Origin of the sequence: Microcoleus sp. PH2017_09_SFU_O_A, from assembly GCF_020738625.1 — a bacterium.
GTDB lineage: Bacteria > Cyanobacteriota > Cyanobacteriia > Cyanobacteriales > Microcoleaceae > Microcoleus.
In genome coordinates this window covers 21,190-39,350 of the sequence record NZ_JAEQCF010000037.1, presented here as the reverse complement: position 1 = coordinate 39,350, position 18,161 = coordinate 21,190, and the positions used below count along the sequence as shown (strand labels likewise).

20 protein-coding genes are annotated in these 18,161 nt (G+C 44.4%); 12 read left to right on the top strand and 8 right to left on the bottom strand.

Annotation, left to right across the window (positions count from 1 at the left end):
- Positions 1 to 126 precede the first annotated feature (126 nt).
- The 3 genes from JGK16_RS15550 to JGK16_RS15540 form a co-directional block, all read right to left on the bottom strand.
- Entirely contained in the window at positions 127 to 528 is a 402-nt protein-coding gene (locus tag JGK16_RS15550) for a hypothetical protein (protein ID WP_293191283.1), read from the bottom strand.
- Between the two features lie 178 nt (positions 529 to 706).
- Positions 707 to 2,326, bottom strand: coding sequence for a serine hydrolase (locus tag JGK16_RS15545; RefSeq protein ID WP_293203240.1), 1,620 nt, complete (start codon positions 2,324 to 2,326; stop codon positions 707 to 709).
- A gap of 215 nt (positions 2,327 to 2,541) precedes the next feature.
- Positions 2,542 to 3,462, bottom strand: coding sequence for an RNA methyltransferase (locus tag JGK16_RS15540; protein WP_293191290.1), 921 nt, complete (start codon positions 3,460 to 3,462; stop codon positions 2,542 to 2,544).
- Positions 3,463 to 3,703: 241 nt separating this feature from the next.
- On the opposite strand from JGK16_RS15540, the gene JGK16_RS15535 reads away from it, so the two are divergent.
- Entirely contained in the window at positions 3,704 to 3,859 is a 156-nt protein-coding gene (locus JGK16_RS15535) for a DUF2256 domain-containing protein (RefSeq protein ID WP_265237541.1), read from the top strand.
- A gap of 64 nt (positions 3,860 to 3,923) precedes the next feature.
- Positions 3,924 to 4,859 (top strand): isoaspartyl peptidase/L-asparaginase, encoded by a 936-nt coding sequence (locus JGK16_RS15530; RefSeq protein WP_293191278.1) that lies wholly within the window; start codon positions 3,924 to 3,926, stop codon positions 4,857 to 4,859.
- 153 nt (positions 4,860 to 5,012) lie between these two features.
- On the opposite strand, the gene JGK16_RS15525 is transcribed toward JGK16_RS15530, so the two are convergent.
- The 4 genes from JGK16_RS15525 to JGK16_RS15510 all read right to left on the bottom strand — a co-directional run bounded on the left by JGK16_RS15525 (position 5,013) and on the right by JGK16_RS15510 (position 7,465).
- The gene (locus JGK16_RS15525; RefSeq protein ID WP_293191276.1) at positions 5,013 to 5,378 is read right to left on the bottom strand and encodes an aspartyl protease; all 366 of its coding nucleotides are present in this window, start codon (positions 5,376 to 5,378) and stop codon (positions 5,013 to 5,015) included.
- Entirely contained in the window at positions 5,375 to 5,698 is a 324-nt protein-coding gene (locus tag JGK16_RS15520; RefSeq protein WP_293191274.1) for a hypothetical protein, read from the bottom strand. The genes JGK16_RS15525 and JGK16_RS15520 overlap by 4 nt, the downstream gene beginning before the upstream one ends.
- A 228-nt stretch (positions 5,699 to 5,926) precedes the next feature.
- Positions 5,927 to 6,139, bottom strand: coding sequence for a type II toxin-antitoxin system ParD family antitoxin (locus JGK16_RS15515; protein ID WP_293191272.1), 213 nt, complete (start codon positions 6,137 to 6,139; stop codon positions 5,927 to 5,929).
- Positions 6,140 to 6,214: 75 nt separating this feature from the next.
- Entirely contained in the window at positions 6,215 to 7,465 is a 1,251-nt protein-coding gene (locus tag JGK16_RS15510) for a WD40 repeat domain-containing protein (RefSeq protein WP_293191269.1), read from the bottom strand.
- Between the two features lie 197 nt (positions 7,466 to 7,662).
- Here JGK16_RS15510 and JGK16_RS15505 point away from each other — a divergent pair, with 197 nt between their 5' ends.
- From JGK16_RS15505 to JGK16_RS15470, 8 genes are all read left to right on the top strand, one after another.
- On the top strand, positions 7,663 to 8,241 hold the full coding sequence (locus JGK16_RS15505; RefSeq protein ID WP_293181333.1) for a hypothetical protein: 579 nt from the start codon (positions 7,663 to 7,665) through the stop codon (positions 8,239 to 8,241).
- A gap of 41 nt (positions 8,242 to 8,282) precedes the next feature.
- Positions 8,283 to 9,041, top strand: coding sequence for a hypothetical protein (locus JGK16_RS15500; RefSeq protein WP_293191266.1), 759 nt, complete (start codon positions 8,283 to 8,285; stop codon positions 9,039 to 9,041).
- Positions 9,042 to 9,063: 22 nt separating this feature from the next.
- Complete coding sequence (locus JGK16_RS15495; protein ID WP_293181339.1) at positions 9,064 to 9,324, top strand: tetratricopeptide repeat protein; 261 nt, start codon at positions 9,064 to 9,066, stop codon at positions 9,322 to 9,324.
- 74 nt (positions 9,325 to 9,398) lie between these two features.
- Complete coding sequence (locus JGK16_RS15490) at positions 9,399 to 9,902, top strand: hypothetical protein (protein ID WP_293191262.1); 504 nt, start codon at positions 9,399 to 9,401, stop codon at positions 9,900 to 9,902.
- Between the two features lie 73 nt (positions 9,903 to 9,975).
- Positions 9,976 to 10,476: a hypothetical protein gene (locus JGK16_RS15485; protein WP_293181345.1), complete on the top strand. Its 501-nt coding sequence runs from the start codon at positions 9,976 to 9,978 to the stop codon at positions 10,474 to 10,476.
- Positions 10,477 to 10,955: 479 nt separating this feature from the next.
- The gene (locus tag JGK16_RS15480; RefSeq protein WP_293181348.1) at positions 10,956 to 11,747 is read left to right on the top strand and encodes a hypothetical protein; all 792 of its coding nucleotides are present in this window, start codon (positions 10,956 to 10,958) and stop codon (positions 11,745 to 11,747) included.
- A gap of 83 nt (positions 11,748 to 11,830) precedes the next feature.
- A complete protein-coding gene (locus JGK16_RS15475) occupies positions 11,831 to 12,652 on the top strand; it encodes a hypothetical protein (protein WP_293181351.1) in 822 nt (273 codons plus the stop codon).
- Between the two features lie 432 nt (positions 12,653 to 13,084).
- Positions 13,085 to 13,879, top strand: a complete 795-nt coding sequence (locus JGK16_RS15470; RefSeq protein ID WP_293203239.1) for a hypothetical protein — start codon at positions 13,085 to 13,087, stop codon at positions 13,877 to 13,879.
- 94 nt (positions 13,880 to 13,973) lie between these two features.
- On the opposite strand, the gene glmU is transcribed toward JGK16_RS15470, so the two are convergent.
- The gene (gene glmU, locus JGK16_RS15465) at positions 13,974 to 15,359 is read right to left on the bottom strand and encodes a bifunctional UDP-N-acetylglucosamine diphosphorylase/glucosamine-1-phosphate N-acetyltransferase GlmU (RefSeq protein ID WP_293181357.1); all 1,386 of its coding nucleotides are present in this window, start codon (positions 15,357 to 15,359) and stop codon (positions 13,974 to 13,976) included.
- 525 nt (positions 15,360 to 15,884) lie between these two features.
- On the opposite strand from glmU, the gene JGK16_RS15460 reads away from it, so the two are divergent.
- Together JGK16_RS15460 and JGK16_RS15455 are read left to right on the top strand one after the other, a co-directional pair.
- Entirely contained in the window at positions 15,885 to 16,880 is a 996-nt protein-coding gene (locus tag JGK16_RS15460; RefSeq protein WP_293191258.1) for a hypothetical protein, read from the top strand.
- A 427-nt stretch (positions 16,881 to 17,307) separates the two neighbouring features.
- Positions 17,308 to 18,132, top strand: coding sequence for a sulfurtransferase (locus JGK16_RS15455; RefSeq protein ID WP_293191256.1), 825 nt, complete (start codon positions 17,308 to 17,310; stop codon positions 18,130 to 18,132).
- Positions 18,133 to 18,161: the final 29 nt, after the last annotated feature.

Here is an 18,161-nt window from a genome sequence, read left to right as displayed (position 1 = left end):
GAGCGCTAAAGCGCAACAACATACCTCAAATCAAAAAGGTACGTAGTTGCGCTTCAGCGCTCTTTCTTATATTAGGATGAAAGAGCGCTAAAGCGCAACTACATACCTAGAAGAGTCCTGGTGTTTCTAAAATCGGCTTGAGCTACGAATGCGTCCGTTGTAATTAACTGTGATTCTGCCATGTTGGGAAACAGTCACAACTGTCTCAACCGTATAGACAGATGAACCGGGTTTGTAACCTTGAAAAGTAAATGTCCAAGTACCGTCACCATTGTCAACAAAAGGCGATTCGGCTGATGCGCCGTGCATCGATGCTTCGGCTCGATATTCGCCCAAACCGCCGTTAGTATTCTCTGCTGCTTGACGGGCTAGGTTTTTCGCTCGATTCAGTTCGATATTATTGGAAGTAACTGTAATATCCGTGAATTCACTTTGAGAAGAGCGAAGGGGATTGCTGAAGGCGGGGGAGACTCCCACGGCTAAGGTTGAGAGTGCTAGCAAACAAGCAAGTCGGGTGGTTAGTTTCATAATACAAACTCATTTATAGTTTGTAAACTCTACGGGACTTGCGCTAACTGGCCCGGAATAGAGAAGACGGCGAATTCCATTCGCCCGATTTTCTTCAACCCGCGGAGGCGGGTTTTGTTTGTGTAGACGCGAATTCCATTCGCCCGGTTTTCCTTAAACATATTTTAGGGTGAATCAATTAATTTTTGATTTTCACTTTGGACTCGGCGGGTGTTTCCCCGTCGTTTAAATAGCGGTAACTCATCTTAGAAATATCCCGAATCAATGTTTGAGCTGGCTTCTCGGTTTCCGGCGGATGCTTCACCATCACCGCTACTAAATAACGCTTGCCGTTTGGCAAATCTACCATCCCCGCATCGGCTAGCATTGTATTAATGTTGCCGGTTTTGTGAGCAATCACTGCTCCTTCGCCCAAGCCTCTCGGTAGCAAAGAATCGTTTTTAGTTTGCCGCATGATTTGCAAAATACGATCGCGCGATTTGACAGAAACCAAATTTCCGCGATCGACTTGAGCTATAATATTTATCAAATCCTTCGGGCTGCTAGTATTCGTTCCCTCCAAATCTGGCAACTTATTGTGCAGCACCGTCGCCCTCAATCCCCAGTTGGCAAATTGCTGATTTAAAACCTCCGCACCTCCCAGCAACTCAACCATCATATTTGTCGCGGTATTGTCGCTGACAACAATCATCTTTTTCGCAACTTCCAAAGCCGAATATTTTTCACCCGGTGCGTCGTCTTGCATATCCCCAGAACCGCCGACAATGTGTTCCGGTTTCAGCGTCAGCACTTGATCTAACTGGATTTTGCCTTCATCTACTGCTTGGAAAAAAGCTACTAAAATTGGCACTTTTATCGTGCTCGCTGAAGCAAAAGGAGCATCGCCGTTAAAATTTACATAGCTTCCTGTATCTAAATCAACTAGAAATATTCCCGCTGTCAAAGTGGCATTTTCCGTTGCTATCACCTGAACTTCTGTTTTCAAAGCTGCTATTTCTTGATTCAATTGCAATGCTTCTGGGGTGGCTGGTGCAGCAACTGCGCTATCGGCTGGGTTTTTCTGGCCTGCGGGGGTTTCCTGTGTCGCTACGCCCGATCGACTCACAGCATTCACCACTGACAGCAGCGTACCGCAAATCACCGCCATCCCAACTCCCAAAATCAGCAACCGAGTAGCATATACCAACGGCGGCACGTTCCCAGTTGCAGAGCGTTTGCCCGGTCTCTGATTCGCTTGCGGGCGCGGTTTCGGCACGGGGGCTTTTTTGACCTTGGGGGCTGTTACCGGGTCTGGAATGCTCTCTGGTGGTGCGCTGGCTCGACTTTTACGGGGTGCGGGGGGAGTTGTCGTTTCGGGTTCGCTGATGGGATTGCTGGCCCGAGTGCTGACAGGGGAATTTGGTTCGGGAAAAGCGAACATATCCACAGCAGCGAGGCCTTTTTTGCGAGGTTGGCGACTCTTCGCCTCCCCAATTTTGGTGGTTTTGCTGCTTCTGGGTTTTCTGGGATTAATTGCTGATTGGGGATTGGACAAAAAGTCCTGCGCGCTCAATTCTTCGGAGGTAGGTGCGGGAGAATTGGCTCTACTTCTCTTGCTGCGGCTTGGTTGTGGTGAGAAAGTCGCAGTTTCTGATGTGGGAATTTCGGAATTGCTGTTTGGCTGTTGGGGAGGGCGACGGCGGCCGGATTTGCCAGACTCGCTTGCTGTGCCGGATTGAGGCGGCTGCGGGCCGGAGTTGGCAGAGGCTATCGAGGACATCACTGATAATATCGATCGTTTGGGAAACCGCTCTGCCACGTCTTACTCCTTCTGCACTGTAAATTTCAAGTTTAAGATTTTTTAGCTTAACAGCCAATCGATTTTAGATTTTAGATTTTAGATTTTAGATTTTAGATTTACTCCACACGCACCCCTGCACCCAATTGTCACCCAAGAAACCGGGTTTCTTGACTAAAAACCTACGCTTTAAGGTAATTTCCCGGCAAGAAACCCGGTTTCTAATACCACGACACCTAGCTATCCCTTGGATTTTCCGGCAACGCCCCATCCAGAGTATCAGAAACTGGCGATCGCGGATAACTTTTCAATCCCCATTCTGTTTGACGAATCGCGCCCCGCAGCATGGCGACTTCATCCACTGTCGGATAAGCCCTGTTGTACAAACGCCGAAATTTTTCCATCCGACTTGCTGCTGTGTGCGGCTGCAAATATCCAATTTTCAGCAGCAGCCCTTCTAGTTGCTGGTAGTATCCCTCCAACTGTTCCAACGGAGCACTGTTGGGGAGAGGGGGAGAGGGGGGGATTGGGAGAGGGGGGGATTGGGAGAGGGGGAGAGGGGGGGATTGGGAAAATATTCCCTCTTCCTGATTCCTTGTATCCGTTACATCCGTTACAGAATCTGTTGCCGAACTTCCCTCTTCCTTCTTCCCTCTTCCTTCTTCCTTCTTCCCTCGGACTTCGTCCAGATACAATTCATAGCAGCAAATAGCTACAGCTTGAGCGAGATTTAAGGAAGTGTAAGCATCGCTGCTGGGAATCCGAATCAAGCGCTGGGCGCGGTTTAATTCGGCGTTAGTCAATCCACAATCTTCTCGACCAAAAATTAGGGCGCTGGGGGCTTCTAATAACCAAGGTAAAGCATCTGCGGGTGCTTCTAGTGGCATTGGGTGCGATCGACCATCATCTCCTGTCGTTGCGATCGCCCTGACACATCCTACCAAAGCAGCCGGCAAACTCTCAACTACTATCGCCGTTTCTAGTATGTCGGCGGCGCGCACAGCCATCAACCGGGCTTCTTCCCCTAAATAATCGCACTGGGGATTCACCAAAATTAATTGGTGCAAACCCATATTTTTCATCACGCGGGCTACAGAACCCACATTTAAGGGCCCTGCGGGTTCGACTAAGACGATTCGGATGTTGGCATGGGGCATTGGTAATTGGTAATTGGTAATTGGTAATTGGTAATTGGTAATTGGTAATTGGTAATTGGTAATTGGTAATTGGGCATTGGCTATTAGAAAAATCACTAACAAGTAACAAGTAACCAGTAACCAGTAACCATTCCCGATTCCCGATTCCCGATTCCCGATTCCCGATTCCCGATTCCCGATTCCCCATTCCCTCAAATAATTAAGAAAGACTATAGTTAATTTACCTACTGTCAAAATTAGCATGGCAAAGCAACGATTGAAGTCCGATTTACCGACTAAGATGTGTCCGGTGTGCGATCGACCTTTTACTTGGCGCAAAAAATGGGCCGACTGCTGGGATGAGGTGAAATACTGCTCGGATCGCTGTCGCCGCCGCCGTAATAGCACAGAAAATTAAGAATGTCTTGCCATTTGCCAAACTGAGGCTAAGATTGCAAAGGAAAAATTTCACGGTTAGAAGTATGGCATCGCAACAGGTGCAACCAAAGCTAGTTATTCACGGCGGTGCCGGTAGTTGTCTGCAAAGCAAGGGCGGAATTGAAGCGGTGCGGAAGTCGCTTTACGATGTTTTGGAGGCAGTGTATCCGCTGCTGAAAAATGGCGCAAGTGCCGTAGATGCAGTAGTGCAGGGCTGTCGGTTGTTGGAAGATGACCCGCGATTTAATGCGGGCACGGGTTCTGTGGTACAGTCGGACGGGCAAATTCGGATGAGTGCTTCGCTGATGGACGGTTTGGCGCAGCGTTTCAGCGGCACAATTAATGTGGCTCGGGTTCAAAATCCGATCGAACTTGCTCAATTTTTGCAGACTTCGGACGATCGCGTATTATCTGATTACGGTGCGGCGGAATTGCTGCGAGAACTTCACTTACCGATTTACGATCCGATGACGGATTTGCGGTTGCACGAGTGGATGCAGGAACGCCAAGGCAATTTTAACAGAGCAATGGCTAATGTGGTCGCGGAACCTGCGGGTGTTGGCACGATCGGCGTTGTAGCTTTGGATACTCAGGGACGCTTGGCTGCTGGAACATCAACTGGCGGCAAGGGTTTTGAGCGCATCGGGCGGGTTAGCGACTCCGCAATGCCTGCGGGAAATTACGCGACGGGCAATGCGGCGGTTAGCTGTACGGGTATCGGCGAGCACATCATGGATGAGTGTTTGGCGGCGCGAATTGTGATTCGGGTAACGGATGGTTTGAGTTTGAAAGCTGCTTTTGAGCGTTCTTTTGCGGAAGCTGACGATCGCAAACGAGATTTTGGTGCGATCGGGATTGATGCTAATGGTGCGATCGCGATCGGCAAAACTAGCGAGATCATTCTCGGTGCTTTTCACAACGGTACGGAAATGGGCGATACTTTGGAAACAAACAAGGGAACGTTAGTTTTTGTTGCTTAAATTTGCATAGAAGCGGTGGTTTAGATTCCCGACTTCGCAGGAGTTGTCGGGAATCTCGATCGGCGTTAGTTTAATATCATGTCCGGTAGCCTCGTTCCGATTCGGACTTGATATTAAAACGAACGGTAGCTATCCCGTAACGAGCCAAAAACTTCACCCCAAAGTCAGGATTCCCGCCGCCAAATCTACCACTAACCGTTTAGTTTTCAGCCATTCCATCCCGATGATAATTTCTGGTATCTCATCTCCTGCTACCACAGGAATATTAAATTCTTGACCGTCAATTTGCACAGTGCCGATATAAATATTAAAAGTACCTTCTCCTCGTGCAGTCTTCATGGGGTATTCATCATCTACAAGCAGCCAATTAAAATCTAAATCTTGGCTGTTTATCGCCAACCAACCGCTGAATCCCGTATCTAGAAGCGCATCCGCAAATATGACTTCCCCATCAGCCGCTACCAAACTTATTTCAAAAAATAGTTGATTTGTCTCTTCATCAAACTTTCCTTGAATCATAAAATACTGCCACAAACTCCGGTCTCATTCAAGCGCCGAACAACCATTAGTTTTTGGGGAGAATTTGTTAACAGCTTCCCAAAAGCGACGAGTTGATCTTTCTCAACAAAATATTCGCCACTATCAGGATCGATAACAACGTACCAATTGTAGTGAGTCGCCATGAGTTCGTCGCGGACTCGTTCAAAAATCGGGCGACAGCGCTGCCACCGCACTTGGCTTTCAGCTTTTTGTTTTGCTTTCTCTTCGGGAGAAATCGGAGTTTTTTTGTATTTGTCAGAGATGTGGCGGGGTTTCCATCCGGCAGGTGCTGTTATCATAGTTTTTGTATTAGCTCTGAATCTAGTTTAGCAAAGATCGCCGACTCATTCCGGCTCCAGACTCAGAAATTAAGCGAATTTTTTCCTGCAATCTGGCAAAAACTACTGGGAGCATCTCAGTTTTGCAAGAAGCATTTTTTCTTCACAGTGCTGTCCCCGCACAGCAAAGCGTATAAAAGCACGCGAGCGGGGACAGCACTGTAAATGCAAAACTGAGATGCTCCCAAACTACTTCACCGTCACTTTTCCTTGAGCAATTTGCTCAGTACCGCTAGCAATTTTTTGTCTGAGTGCTGCCAGACGCTGCTGTTTCAATGCGCGATTTCTTTCTTCTAGCAGTGGTAATGCTTCGCTAATTAGTTCTTGAACGCTGTCATAGTTGCCAGCTTGTAATTGCGATCGCACGTAATTTTCTTGTTCGGGTTTTAGGGTAACGTTCATTGTCTGGGCCCCTCTAAAAAACCTTAAATCAATTATACTATAATAATTTAATCATCACCATTCACCTCAACGATCTTAAATTCGCAACTGCCAAACTTTAACTGTACCATTATCGCTACCGCTAACCAGAGTGTCGCCCAACTGCCCGATCGCCACCGCCGACACCGGGCCCGAATGTCCTTCCAAAGCGTGCAGCAATTGGCCGCGCAAATTCCAAAGCCTAACAGTACCGTCAAAACAGCCCACAGCAAAATATTTCCCGTCGGGGCTAATGGCGGCGGCGGAAGTGATGCGAATTCCGGTTTGCACCGAATGCAATAATTCGCCTGTTTCCAAATTCCACAGGGCGATCGTTTTGTTGGAATGACAGACTAGAATTTGGCTGTCTGGAGTAATTGCTACATAATTTTCGCTACCAAATGTTCGCCGCACTTCTCCCCCCGGTAATTCCCACAAAGTGACGGTAGCGCGACAGAAACCGCTGGTTGCATTCAGCCCGCTGGCTATTAACATTTTGCCGTTGGGACTCAGGGCGATCGCACTTATGTCATCTCCTTGATAGCCTTTCAAAACTTGCAGCAGTTGGCCGCTGTTGAGGTGTTGCAGCTTGACAGTGCCACAGGTGGTGCCGATCGCCAAAATTTGCCAGTCGGGACTCACAGCGACAGATTCGTGGCGGTGTACGTCTGCTAAACGCTTCATCTGTTCTCCATTTTGCAGGTTCCACAGTTTGACTGTACCCGCGCGCGATCGCGTCAGCAGCGTTTTGCTAGCGGGGCTGAAAGCAACTAGCAACACGGCGGTTGAATGTCCGCAAATAGTCCGCAGCAGTTCCCCGCTGTGCAAACTCCAAACTTTCACTGTACTGTCGTGAGATCCCGTTGCTAGTAATTGTCCGTCGGGACTGATCGCAGCCGAGAGAATGCTGTCTGAATGGTGGAGAGTGGCTTTTAAGACTGCGCCGGATGAGGTTTTTGGTTGTTTTTTATACCCGGCTATTACCAGCCAGTCGATCGCATCCCTCCAATTTTTGAGCGCATTTCGGGGTCGATTTGTCAATATTTCTATGTATCGGTACAAGGTTTTGGATAAGTCAACCTCTACACCCTTGATTTGTTTGTTAAGAAGTACCGCCATCTCGGCGGGGCTGTAACCGCACAGCAAGCCGCACAAGTGCCTTTTTTCCACGGTTGTCAGCCCTCTTCGGGTGTGGGGGGCGAATTCTAGTTTGGCATTGGCTAAGTCGCTGTAGAGCTTTTCGATGTCCCAGTCGTAGGTAGCCCGTGTAAAAGGTTCTTCGGGTCGATCGAGGTTTGAGGGTGTCATTTGTGGCAGTCGCGATCGAGTTCCTAGTCAAATTCCTAACCAAAATCCTAACATTCGCTGTGCGCGATCGGACTGGATTCACCACTAATCTATTTTTAACACAGCAAACAGCCAAAAGAGTTTCGGGTTGAAAATGCGTTTCAATCCTTACCTTTACAGTTTGCAAAACAACTATACATCAAGCGGAGAAATAGAAAATGTCTGGAATTGCGATCGGCTTATTTTTTGCTCTAGGTTTAGTTTTAAGTGTTGTTGGTAATATCTGGGGATTAACTCAAGCTTTTCGAGAAGAATATCTTTGGGGAGTGCTTTACTTGCTGGTTCCATTTGCTGGATTATTTTTTTATATAAAGAATTGGAGCAATCCAAAAATCAGAAAGACATTTTTCATGCAGCTTGTTGTAGTGCCAATGTATTTATTTGCAGGCTTCCAGTTCGTTTCAAATCTTGCAAGTTCTGTTGGGCCGATGCTTGGTATGTTCATGCCTGGAGCTAGCGAACAGTCACCCTCTCCTTTTCCTTCTGATTTCAACGCTGGTGCATCACCAAGTCAAGAGCAATCTCCTGCTTCTGAGCCTAGTTTTGGTACTGTTGGCGGTCAACAATATGACTTCAATCAATCGATGCAGCTTGGGAAATTAGCCTATGCAAAGGGAGATTATCAAACAGCTTTAATCAATTTTAACAGAGCTGCACAAGCGAATCCCGGCGATGCTGAGGCCCTCAAGGGTGTTGAAGATACCAAAAAGGCGATCGCCCAATCAAATAGCAAATAATCCACATCAACATTCACTTAACATTAACTCAACACAAAATCATGAAACAAACATCAGACAAACTAGAATTCGTAGAAATGTTCGCATTTTGGATGCAGCTATTTGTTGGGGGAAGTTTTTTATTAGTAGGCGTATTTGGAGGTTTGTCTTCTGGCAGTTTTTTCCTTTATTTATTTGCTGTCGTTGGTTTGCTATTGGTGATATTTGTCGAGATAGAAACCATTGCCTTTGATAAAAGTCTCGGTCATCTGACTATCAAGCGGCATAAACCACTGATTGCCAAAACGAAACTTATCAAACACCTGCTTCAAGATATTTCAGGCGTGGAAATACAGGAGATGTCGAGCAGTGAGAGCAATACCTATCGTGTATGTCTGGTGTTGAACTCAGGTAAGAGACGTGTTCCTCTAACTTCTAGTTTCAGCACTGGTTTAGGAAGCAAGCACAAAACAGCCGAAGTCATTGCGACATTCTTGAATATTAGAAATTATGGTCTTGACGGCTTTCCCACAGATAACTCTAACGAACTCAAATGGGACACTATAGAAGAGGAAATTACCCACTGGAAAACAGCAATTAAAAGTGATGCTAATGATGCTGATGCTCGCATGAAATTGGGATTAGCTTTGATGGTTCAAGATGCAACCAACAATAAAGAACAAGCAATGGGCTATCTCAAAGAGGCCGAGGCTTTGTTCAAAGCTCAAGGCTATGACGAGGAAGCAATGCAGGCTGCTCAACTTTACGGTGTGGCTTATTGGGGAATGATGGGAAAGCGAGGTTCAGATTATCAAGATTGATGCACTTAGACTCAACAAACTGATGTTTCCCCACCCACCAGCAACTCAAGAATCATCTCCGGGTACTCAGCCATCTCCTCGACTTGATGCAGCATCTGTACCCGGTAACAAAGATGAATTTAAAAAATTAATAAAACTTGGCTATGTCTGCTACGCGCAAAGAGACTATCAAACGGCTTTAATCAATTTTAACAGAGCTTTGCAGGTGCTTCCGGGCGATGCTTATGCTGTCAAGGCTGTTGGCAATACCAAGATGGCGCTCGTCGGCCGCCGGACTAAATAATCCGTGCATAACAAATTGCGTACAGCAGAGAAATCAGTAATTTAGATCGTTCTCAAAAATAACAGGATAAGCTTATGAAAGTTCTCAAGCAAACACCAACTAAACTAATAATTCAAAACTCTAGCATCTGGGACGGTTTAGTCTTAATTTCTCCCTTCATTATAATTGGATTATTGCAGATCATCTTGGCATCCAACTGGATCGGTGGAGGCATATTTCTGTTATTCTCCCTGTGTTTGTTGGATGGCGCGATATCTGAAATTTATATCTTTGATAAAACTTTGGGGAAAATGACCGTTAAACGACGGGGTTTGTCGCTTAATCATGTTACTGAACGCTCAATTCGCGATATTTGTGCGGTGGAATTAGCCGAAATAGAAGATGGCGAGGGAAATTATAGCTACTATGTTGAGTTATTGATGTTGGGGTGCGATCGCATTTGTTTGAGAAGCAATTCAGTAACAGAACAATGCCAAATGGCTGACTTAATCCGCAGCTATGTCTCGACGTGCGATCGCAGTCATAGCACTGAAGCAATATCTTTGCCAAGCAAGTGCACCCGAGGCATTGTCAAATAATTTGTGCATGATAAAATGGACACAATAGAGAAAATACCTATTCAAGCTTTTGTGTCATCAAAAAAATGAACTCATGAAAAAACTCAAGGGAACGCCTTTTAATGAACTAAAAATTACAAGATCTAACATCTGGCTGGACTTGTTATCTAGCTTGCCCTTCATTCTCATTGGATTGTGGCTGGCTTTTAATGCAACAAATACAACTCTAAGTTGCCAACGCATAGAATCTAAACAAGGCAATTGTAAACTCACAGGATGGAGCTTTTTGGGTTCAAATATTCAAGAAATATCTCTGGATAATTTAGTGGGAGGCAAAGTTACCACAGGTAGGAAGCGTAGCACCAGAGTTGAACTGTTAACCAAATCGGGGGAAATTCCGTTTACGGATGGCTACACTGCTTGGGGGGATAAAAATGATATTGCTAATAAAATCAATGATTTTGTTGCAAATCCCGATCGCAAATCGTTGAATGTAAGTCAAGACGATCGTTGGTTTCTATGGACATTAGGGAGCATATGTGTGGTGACGGGGGTATTAGAATATGTTTGGAAGCGCGAAAAATTAAATCTATAGCTTTGATAAAACTTTCGGTAAAATGACTGTTGAACAACGGGGTTGGTGGGTGAATAATTTTACCGGATACTTCTATTGCGAGATTTATGAGTAGAAGTAGGTACTGGAAAATATAAAAATTAACGTATTCGCTACTATAGCCTTTATCAAAAAAGTGAGGTATACCCTGTTTGGCCTGTTTGCCCAATGCCCTATTTGGCCTGTTTGGCCAATGCCCATGAGTACCTCATCTTTCTGAGAAAGGCTATATTTCGTAATTTCGTAGAAAAACCCGTTTCTAGGCTGAATTTTCAAGAATACAATTATGACTTTTATGAAGTTAATCAATGACATTTATGAATTGACCTGAAAAGAAAACTGTTGCATAATTGTAGTTAAGAGCTTTGCTATAGAAATCATATAATAACGAAAGTTCTTAGTCCCTAGTCTGGTAATTTTTGTAACCCCGTCAATCACTTACATTGGAGATTATACCTAACATGAAAGTTATTAAAAAAAACGAACATCTTCTAATGCTTAATAATTTATGGGAAATGATTTATAGTGCGATATCTCCTACCATATGGGTGACGGGATTTTCAGGAATACCTTTATTTATGATGTTCTTGATTATGGCATCTACTGGAGTGGAAAGACTTTCCTGCAAAAAGATTGAGCCAAAAAGCGCAAATTGCGAACTCAGTAGGTCAACTTTTATGGGATTAAATAAAGGCGAAGTAACCTCGATAGATCAAGTTCAGGGAGCTAGATTCGAGACAAGCAAGACCACCGATAGTGATGGCAAACCCATGACTGTGAACCATGTATTTTTGGTAACTAAGGAATGGGAGTTTTTGTTGACAAATCAAAATGCCAAGGATGCAACTTCGTTTAATAAATATATACAAACCTCGACCGGAGTGTTGGTGATAGAAACAGACAATCGGTTATTTAGTTTTGGAATAATGCTTTTTCCCAGTTTGTTTTTAGTTATTGGTTTTAGGGTATTTTCTGGTGTATTGCGTTATTTTATTGTTGAAAGTTACATTTTTGATAAAGATGCAAGTACCTTAACTCTTAAGAAAAGAGGAATATGGGTGAAGGAAGTTGCCGAACGATCGCTCAGCGAAATTTCGGAGGTTAAATTAGAAACAATATACGGCGAAAACAGTATGTTATGGGAGGTTTGTTTGCTAATGAATGAGGGCGATCGCCTATCTTTAGGCAGTAGCTCAAATCAGAAAGAGCAACAAAAAATGGCTGATTCGATTCGCAGCCACCTCAATGGTTGATCCCTCTGAATATATACATAGACTTCAAGAGCAATCTGGAAAATTTTGCAGACTATCAATTAATTAAACGGGAGTGGATACCGATGATGAAAATAATTGAAAAAACCGAACATCTTCTCAAGCTTAAAAATGGATTAAGTTTGTCTGGTTTGCTATTTCCTACTGTATGGGTTACAGGATTTTCAGGAATACCCTTGTTAATGATATTTATCACGATGTCCTCTTCTGGAGTGGAAAGACTTTCGTGCACAAAAATTGAGCCAAAAATCGTAAGTTGCGAAATGAGTACATCAAGTTTTATGGGATTAGTTAAAGGGGAATTAGAGTCCATCCAACAAGTCAAGGAGGCTAGAGTTGACAAAATAGAGACTACTGATAGCGATGGGAATTCAACTTTCAAACAGAATGTATTTCTGGCAACTAACCAAGGAGATGTTTATCTACCGTACCAAACTGTTAAGGATGCAGAGTTGTTCAATAAATATATACAAACCTCTGTCAGTAAATTAGTAATAGAAAAAGATAATCGGCTAGCAAATTTCGGCTCGATACTTTTTCAGGGCAGCTTTGTCGTTATTGGTTTCGCTGCAATATATTTTGTGTTCCATAATTTATTCAGTGTTGAAACTTATATTTTTGATAAAAATGCAAGTATCCTAACTATTAAAAAAAGGGGGATAAGGGTGAATGAAGTGACCGAAAAATCGCTCAGTGAAATTTCTGAAGTCGAATTAAAAACAGTTCACGTACACAAAACAGAACATATGGACAGCTATACCTGGTACGATGTGCATTTGCTAATGAATGTGGGAGATAGCCTATGTTTAAGCGGTGGCTTGAATCGGGAAGAGCAACAAAAAATGGCTGACTTGATTTGCAGCTATTTGGACAAGCGATCGCACTAAATGAATGCACCTGCGACTTTAAGTACGCGCGGCGCAGCTATCCCTCTAGGCTAATCGCCCAAATCAATAATTAACGATACTTAGGTAGGCGCCAATAAACTTTACATTCTGTTACATTATAAAGTTTTCTTCATTTTTGTTTGCCATTACTTCCTGTACGATCGCGCTAGAAAGCTAACGTTTCACTCCCAATGAGATAATTAATATTTTTTAATATTCCTGTCCTTAAATCACGGAAAGCTATCTGAAACGCAGCCGCAGGTGAACTCGCGACATTTGTTGTCGGTTAGACATTTTAGTGCTAGCCTATTAGCAAGATAAAAAGGGTTATCCTATAGGATCGCTTCCAATAATATATAACTTAACAATTTGACGTAGCCTGGTCGGGAAGTCGATCTGTAACATCAGTTTTGGATTTAAAAGGTGAAGTAAATGAAAATAATCAAGTACACAGCAACGGAACTAATAATTCAGACTAAAAGCATATTAGATTTTTGGTTCCCTAGTTGTTTATTAATGACATTTGGACTGATCGGGCTGACTTTTGACTATCATGCAGCAACTTTGAGCTGCCAGCGATCGCACGAAAAACAAGGAAATTGTCAGTTGGTGCGATCGCACTTACTGGGATCGAACATCCAAGAAATTCAGCTTGCTGCTTTGCAGGGAGCTAAAGTAGAAAGATTTGGCTCCAAAAGCAGAGTTGTACTTGTGACGAATGTTGGCGATGTTCCTTTTAGTGCTAACTCGACTAACTGGGGGAATAAAGACGCTGCTGCTTCGGACATCAATTTTTATCTTAAAAATGCAAAATCTCGCTTGCTGCGCTTAAGCCAAGACGATCGCTGGTTGGGATGGACAGGAGGCATATTTTTGCTCGCAGGAGTCGGAGTCATCGCCTTGGGAAATAAAGAAACCTACAGCTTCGATGGAACTTCCAACACCTTGACTGTTAAACGGCGGGGTTTGTTGGCCCGTAAAGTAATTAAACGCTCTCTGTTCGAGATTTATGGGGTGGAAGTCGATCGCACAAAAGATCGGGATCATGATGTTTGGTACCAAGTTAGACTGTTAGTTAGTGGAGGAGATCGCATATCCCTTCCCCACACTATGAGCCCTTACAAGCAAGTAGAAATCGCCAAAGCGATTAACAACTACCTCCACGCGCGATCGCACGAAAGTATTTGTAGTGATGATTGCAGTCAGAGTGAAAATTCTGCGGACTAAAGTCTTCACTACAAACCTAGTTCTTTTTGCGGACTAAAGTCTTCACTACAAACCTAGTTCTTTTTGCGGACTAAAGTCCTCACTACAAACCTAGTTATTTGTTTCCATCTTTCAATTTCCAACCTGGTTTGACAACTTGGCGGGAACGGGCAATTACTAAACAGTCATTGGGAACATCTTCTGTTACTATAGAACCAGCCGCGACATTAACATCTTCTCCCAAAGTTATCGGTGCCACCAACACACTGTTGGAACCTGTTTTGCTCCGATCGCCTATTTGAGTTTTGTGCTTATTTTTGCCATCGTAATTGGCGGTAATTGTCCCAGCGCCGATGTTGACTTTTTCTCCCAAAGTCGCGTCGCCTAAATAAGACAAGTGAGCGACATTAGTTCGATCGCCAATTTGAGTATTTTTCAATTCTACAAAATTGCCCACGCGACAGTTGGCGCCTATTTGCGCGTGTCCCCGCAGGTGTGCGTAGGGGCCAATTCGCGCATTTTCTGCCACAATACTGTCAGAAATTACTGAATAAAGCACAGTCACGTTTTCCTTAATTTGACTGTTTTCAATCAAACTACCGGGCCCGATGCGACTCCCAGAGGCGATCGAAGTTTTACCCCGCAAGTGAGTTTGCGGTTCAATTACGACATCCGACTGCAACTCTACGGTATCGTCGATCGTGATGCTGTTGGCATCGATCAGCGTCACGCCCGCTTTCATCCACTTATCCTTTACCCGCGCTTGCAAAATATCGGAAGCTGTGGCTAAATGTTTGCGATCGTTAATTCCCAAGATTTCTTGATAATCTTCAACATCCACCGCCATCACGGGAGAGAGAATACTTACCGTATCAGTTAGGTAATATTCTTTTTGGTCATTGTCTGCTTTCAAATCTGGCAAAATTTTCTCTAAATGCGGCCAGTGAAAACAATAAACACCTGCATTGATTCGCTGGTTTTGCTTTTGAGTTGTTGTACAATCGCGGTCTTCGACAATTTGCTGGACTAAGTTTTGACTGTCAGTAAATACTCGCCCATATCCTTGAGGATTCGGCAAATTAGCTGTCAATATAGTAGCAGAGTTTTTGTGCTGTTGGTGAATTGCCATCAATTGTTTGATAGTTTCTGCCCTCAGCAAAGGTACATCCCCATTTAATACCAGCAAATCTCCTGGAAATCCCTTTAAGTGAGGCAGCAATTGCTGGATGGCGTGACCGGTTCCCAATTGTTCGGTTTGTTCGACAAATTCTAGGGGAGGAAATTGAGAATTGTCCGATTTTTCATGAGCTTCCATCAGAGATTGTTTAACGAGTTCACCTCGATAACCGACTATGACAAGTCGCCGGGAAATTTCTATTTCTTGACAACTTTGGAGGACTCGCTCAACTAGCGATCGACCACCCAATTCGTGGAGAACTTTGGGCAAGTCAGATTTCATGCGCGTGCCGCGTCCAGCAGCTAAAATTGCTATTGCTATCATTGTGCGATCGAGCTATTTGCTATAAAAAATTGACTAAATGATGATATCACTCGCTGTCCGTCGATGGCACTGCGATCGCACAATTTTTTAATCTCCAATCTCAAATCCAGGCGCCGCAGGTCTTTTTGCAGCCAGATGTCGGTTTGAGAGGCGATGCTTGCGGTATCTTGGAGTTGCGCGCGGTATCAAATTGCTGAGGACTGAAGTCCTCACTACGAACCTGAGTTCTGTTCGTAGTAAGGACTTCAGTCCTTCCCCGAGGGATGCAAGGGGGAGCGAGAGTGATAATTTGCATCTTTGAGCTTGAATTTACCGAGAGCGATTATATAGATTATACTGTTCGTTGAATTTCAGTTATGCTCTTTTCAGCTAAAAAAAACTATTGTTTCGTGACTTTTTCATTCCTTCTTCCTTCTTCCTGATGACTAATGACTGATGACTAATGACTAATGACTAATGACTAATGACTAATGACTAATGACTAATGACTTCTTCCTTCCTTTCTGCATTATCAGGTGTCCAGCTATGACAGAGCTTAATTTTCAGGAACTTGCCAAGCAGGGAAATCCACAGGCGATCGCATCTTGGCTCAACAGCCAGTTGCCATCTGAAGGGATCGCAGCCTCCGCGAATCTCGACGGCGACTGTTTGGATGTAATTCTGGAGGCAGAGCAACTACCGATAGAAGATACATTAGTTGATTTTGTCCGTGAAAAACTGACGGATTTGCAGCCGAATTCGATTCGCAAAGTGAAGGTTGAGGGGCGAGAAAGCGGTGAGATTGGGGCTGCTTGGAGTCAAGAGTTTAATTTGGAGAGCAGCATTTTGGAACCACAAAGCTTTGCGGGAGAATCTGTCCCTAATATTGCGGTTGCTAATGTTGCTAATATGGACGATCGCACAGAAAGAGAGAGTACAGATATGGATGAGGAGAAATCGCCGGAATTGGCTGCATTTGAGAACCGATTGCGATCGACTTTCATTGTCGTCGGGCTGGTAACGGGTTTGTTGGCGATCGCCGTGGTGGCATTTGTCAGTAAGATGTTAAACGAGCCGCCAGCAACTGCTCTGAAGAATCCAGATGAAACTGCCAATGTAGCAAGAGTACCGGATACCTTTCGAGAAGCCGTTAACAGCGCCCTCAAAGCAGCAGAGTTAGGGCGATCGGCAAAAACGAAGGAAGATTGGACGATCGTTGTCGATCGCTGGCAAGAAGCGGTATCGTTGATGAGAAGAGTACCCGTGTCCAGCGCCAACCACGAACTAGCTCAGACAAAAGTAATCGAGTATCAAAAATATCTGCTTTACGCTCAAGAATCAGCAGTAAATCCACCTCCCCCAGAGCCAACTCCCGCAACAGCCGAAAAAGCAACTTCTAAGAAAGCCAATTCCGAAAAAGCCGAACCGGAGAAAGCAACTTCTAAGAAAGCCAATTCCGAAAAAGAAAGCTCCGAAAAACCTAATCCTAAGAAAGCTAATTCCGAAAAAGCCGAACCGGAGAAAGCAAATCCTTCTCGATAAATTAGGTACGTTGTTGCGCTTGGGCGCTCTTTCTTATATATATGTAAGAGCGCTGAAGCGCAACTACATACCTAAGAATTAGCCTAGATCAAGCGCTCTTTCCTATATATCTCAAAGAGCGCTGAAGCGCAACTACATACCTAAGAATTAGCCTAGATTAAGCGCTCTTTCCTATATATCTCAAAGAGCGCTAAAGCGCAACTACATACCTAAGAATTAGCCTAGATTAAGCGCTCTTTCCTATATATCTCAAAGAGCGCTGAAGCGCAACTACATACCTAAGAATTAGCCTAGTTCAAGCGCTCTTTCCTATATATCTCAAAGAGCGCTAAAGCGCAACTACATACCTAAGAATTAGCCGAGATATTCTGCTTTCTTGGGTATTTATGAATTACCGAGAGATGTCCTAGCACAAATTTGAATAGTTATGAATGACAATAATTTAATCGTTTCCCCTGAATGGTTGGCCGCCAATACCGAAAATCCGCAAGTGGTAATTGTAGACTGTCGGTTTGCTCTCGCCGATCGAAAATTGGGACAAAAACAATATCAAGAAAGTCACATTCCCGGATCTTTCTATTTAGATTTAAACGAAGATCTGGCGAGTGTAGTTGGCACCCACGGCGGCAGACACCCGCTGCCCAATATTGCAGAATTAGCTAATAAATTCAGCGCTATCGGCATTAATTCCTCAGAAACTTTAGTCGTGGCTTATGACGATTCGCGACTAGCTTTTGCGTCTCGCTTGTGGTGGCTGCTGCGATACATGGGACACAGCAAAGTCGCTTTGTTAGACGGCGGTTTCAGTGCTTGGAAAGCGGCGGGATATCCGGTAACAGATACTTGGACAGAAACCCGCGATGGTAAATTTGTAGTGCAATTGCAGCCGAATATGGCGGTTGATATCGAGGCTGTAAAAGAGCGAAAAGACTTGCCGGAGACAGTTTTGGTTGATTCGCGAGAAAGTGAGAGATACGAGGGCTTGCGGGAGCCGATCGACCCTATTGCAGGCCACATTCCGGGTGCTGTCAACTACCCTTGGCAAGGAGTGACCGAGGAAACTGGAAAAGTGCGATCGATCTCCGAACAAAAACAGCGGTGGACGGAATTAGAAAAAGCGGAAGAAATCATCGTTTACTGCGGTTCCGGCGTGACAGCTTGCGTTAATTTACTGTCCTTAGAAATCGCCGGAATTCCCGATGCTAAACTCTATGTCGGTAGCTGGAGTGACTGGTGTTCCTATCAGCTATAACCCGGCGGTTAAAACCTTGTTTGTACAAC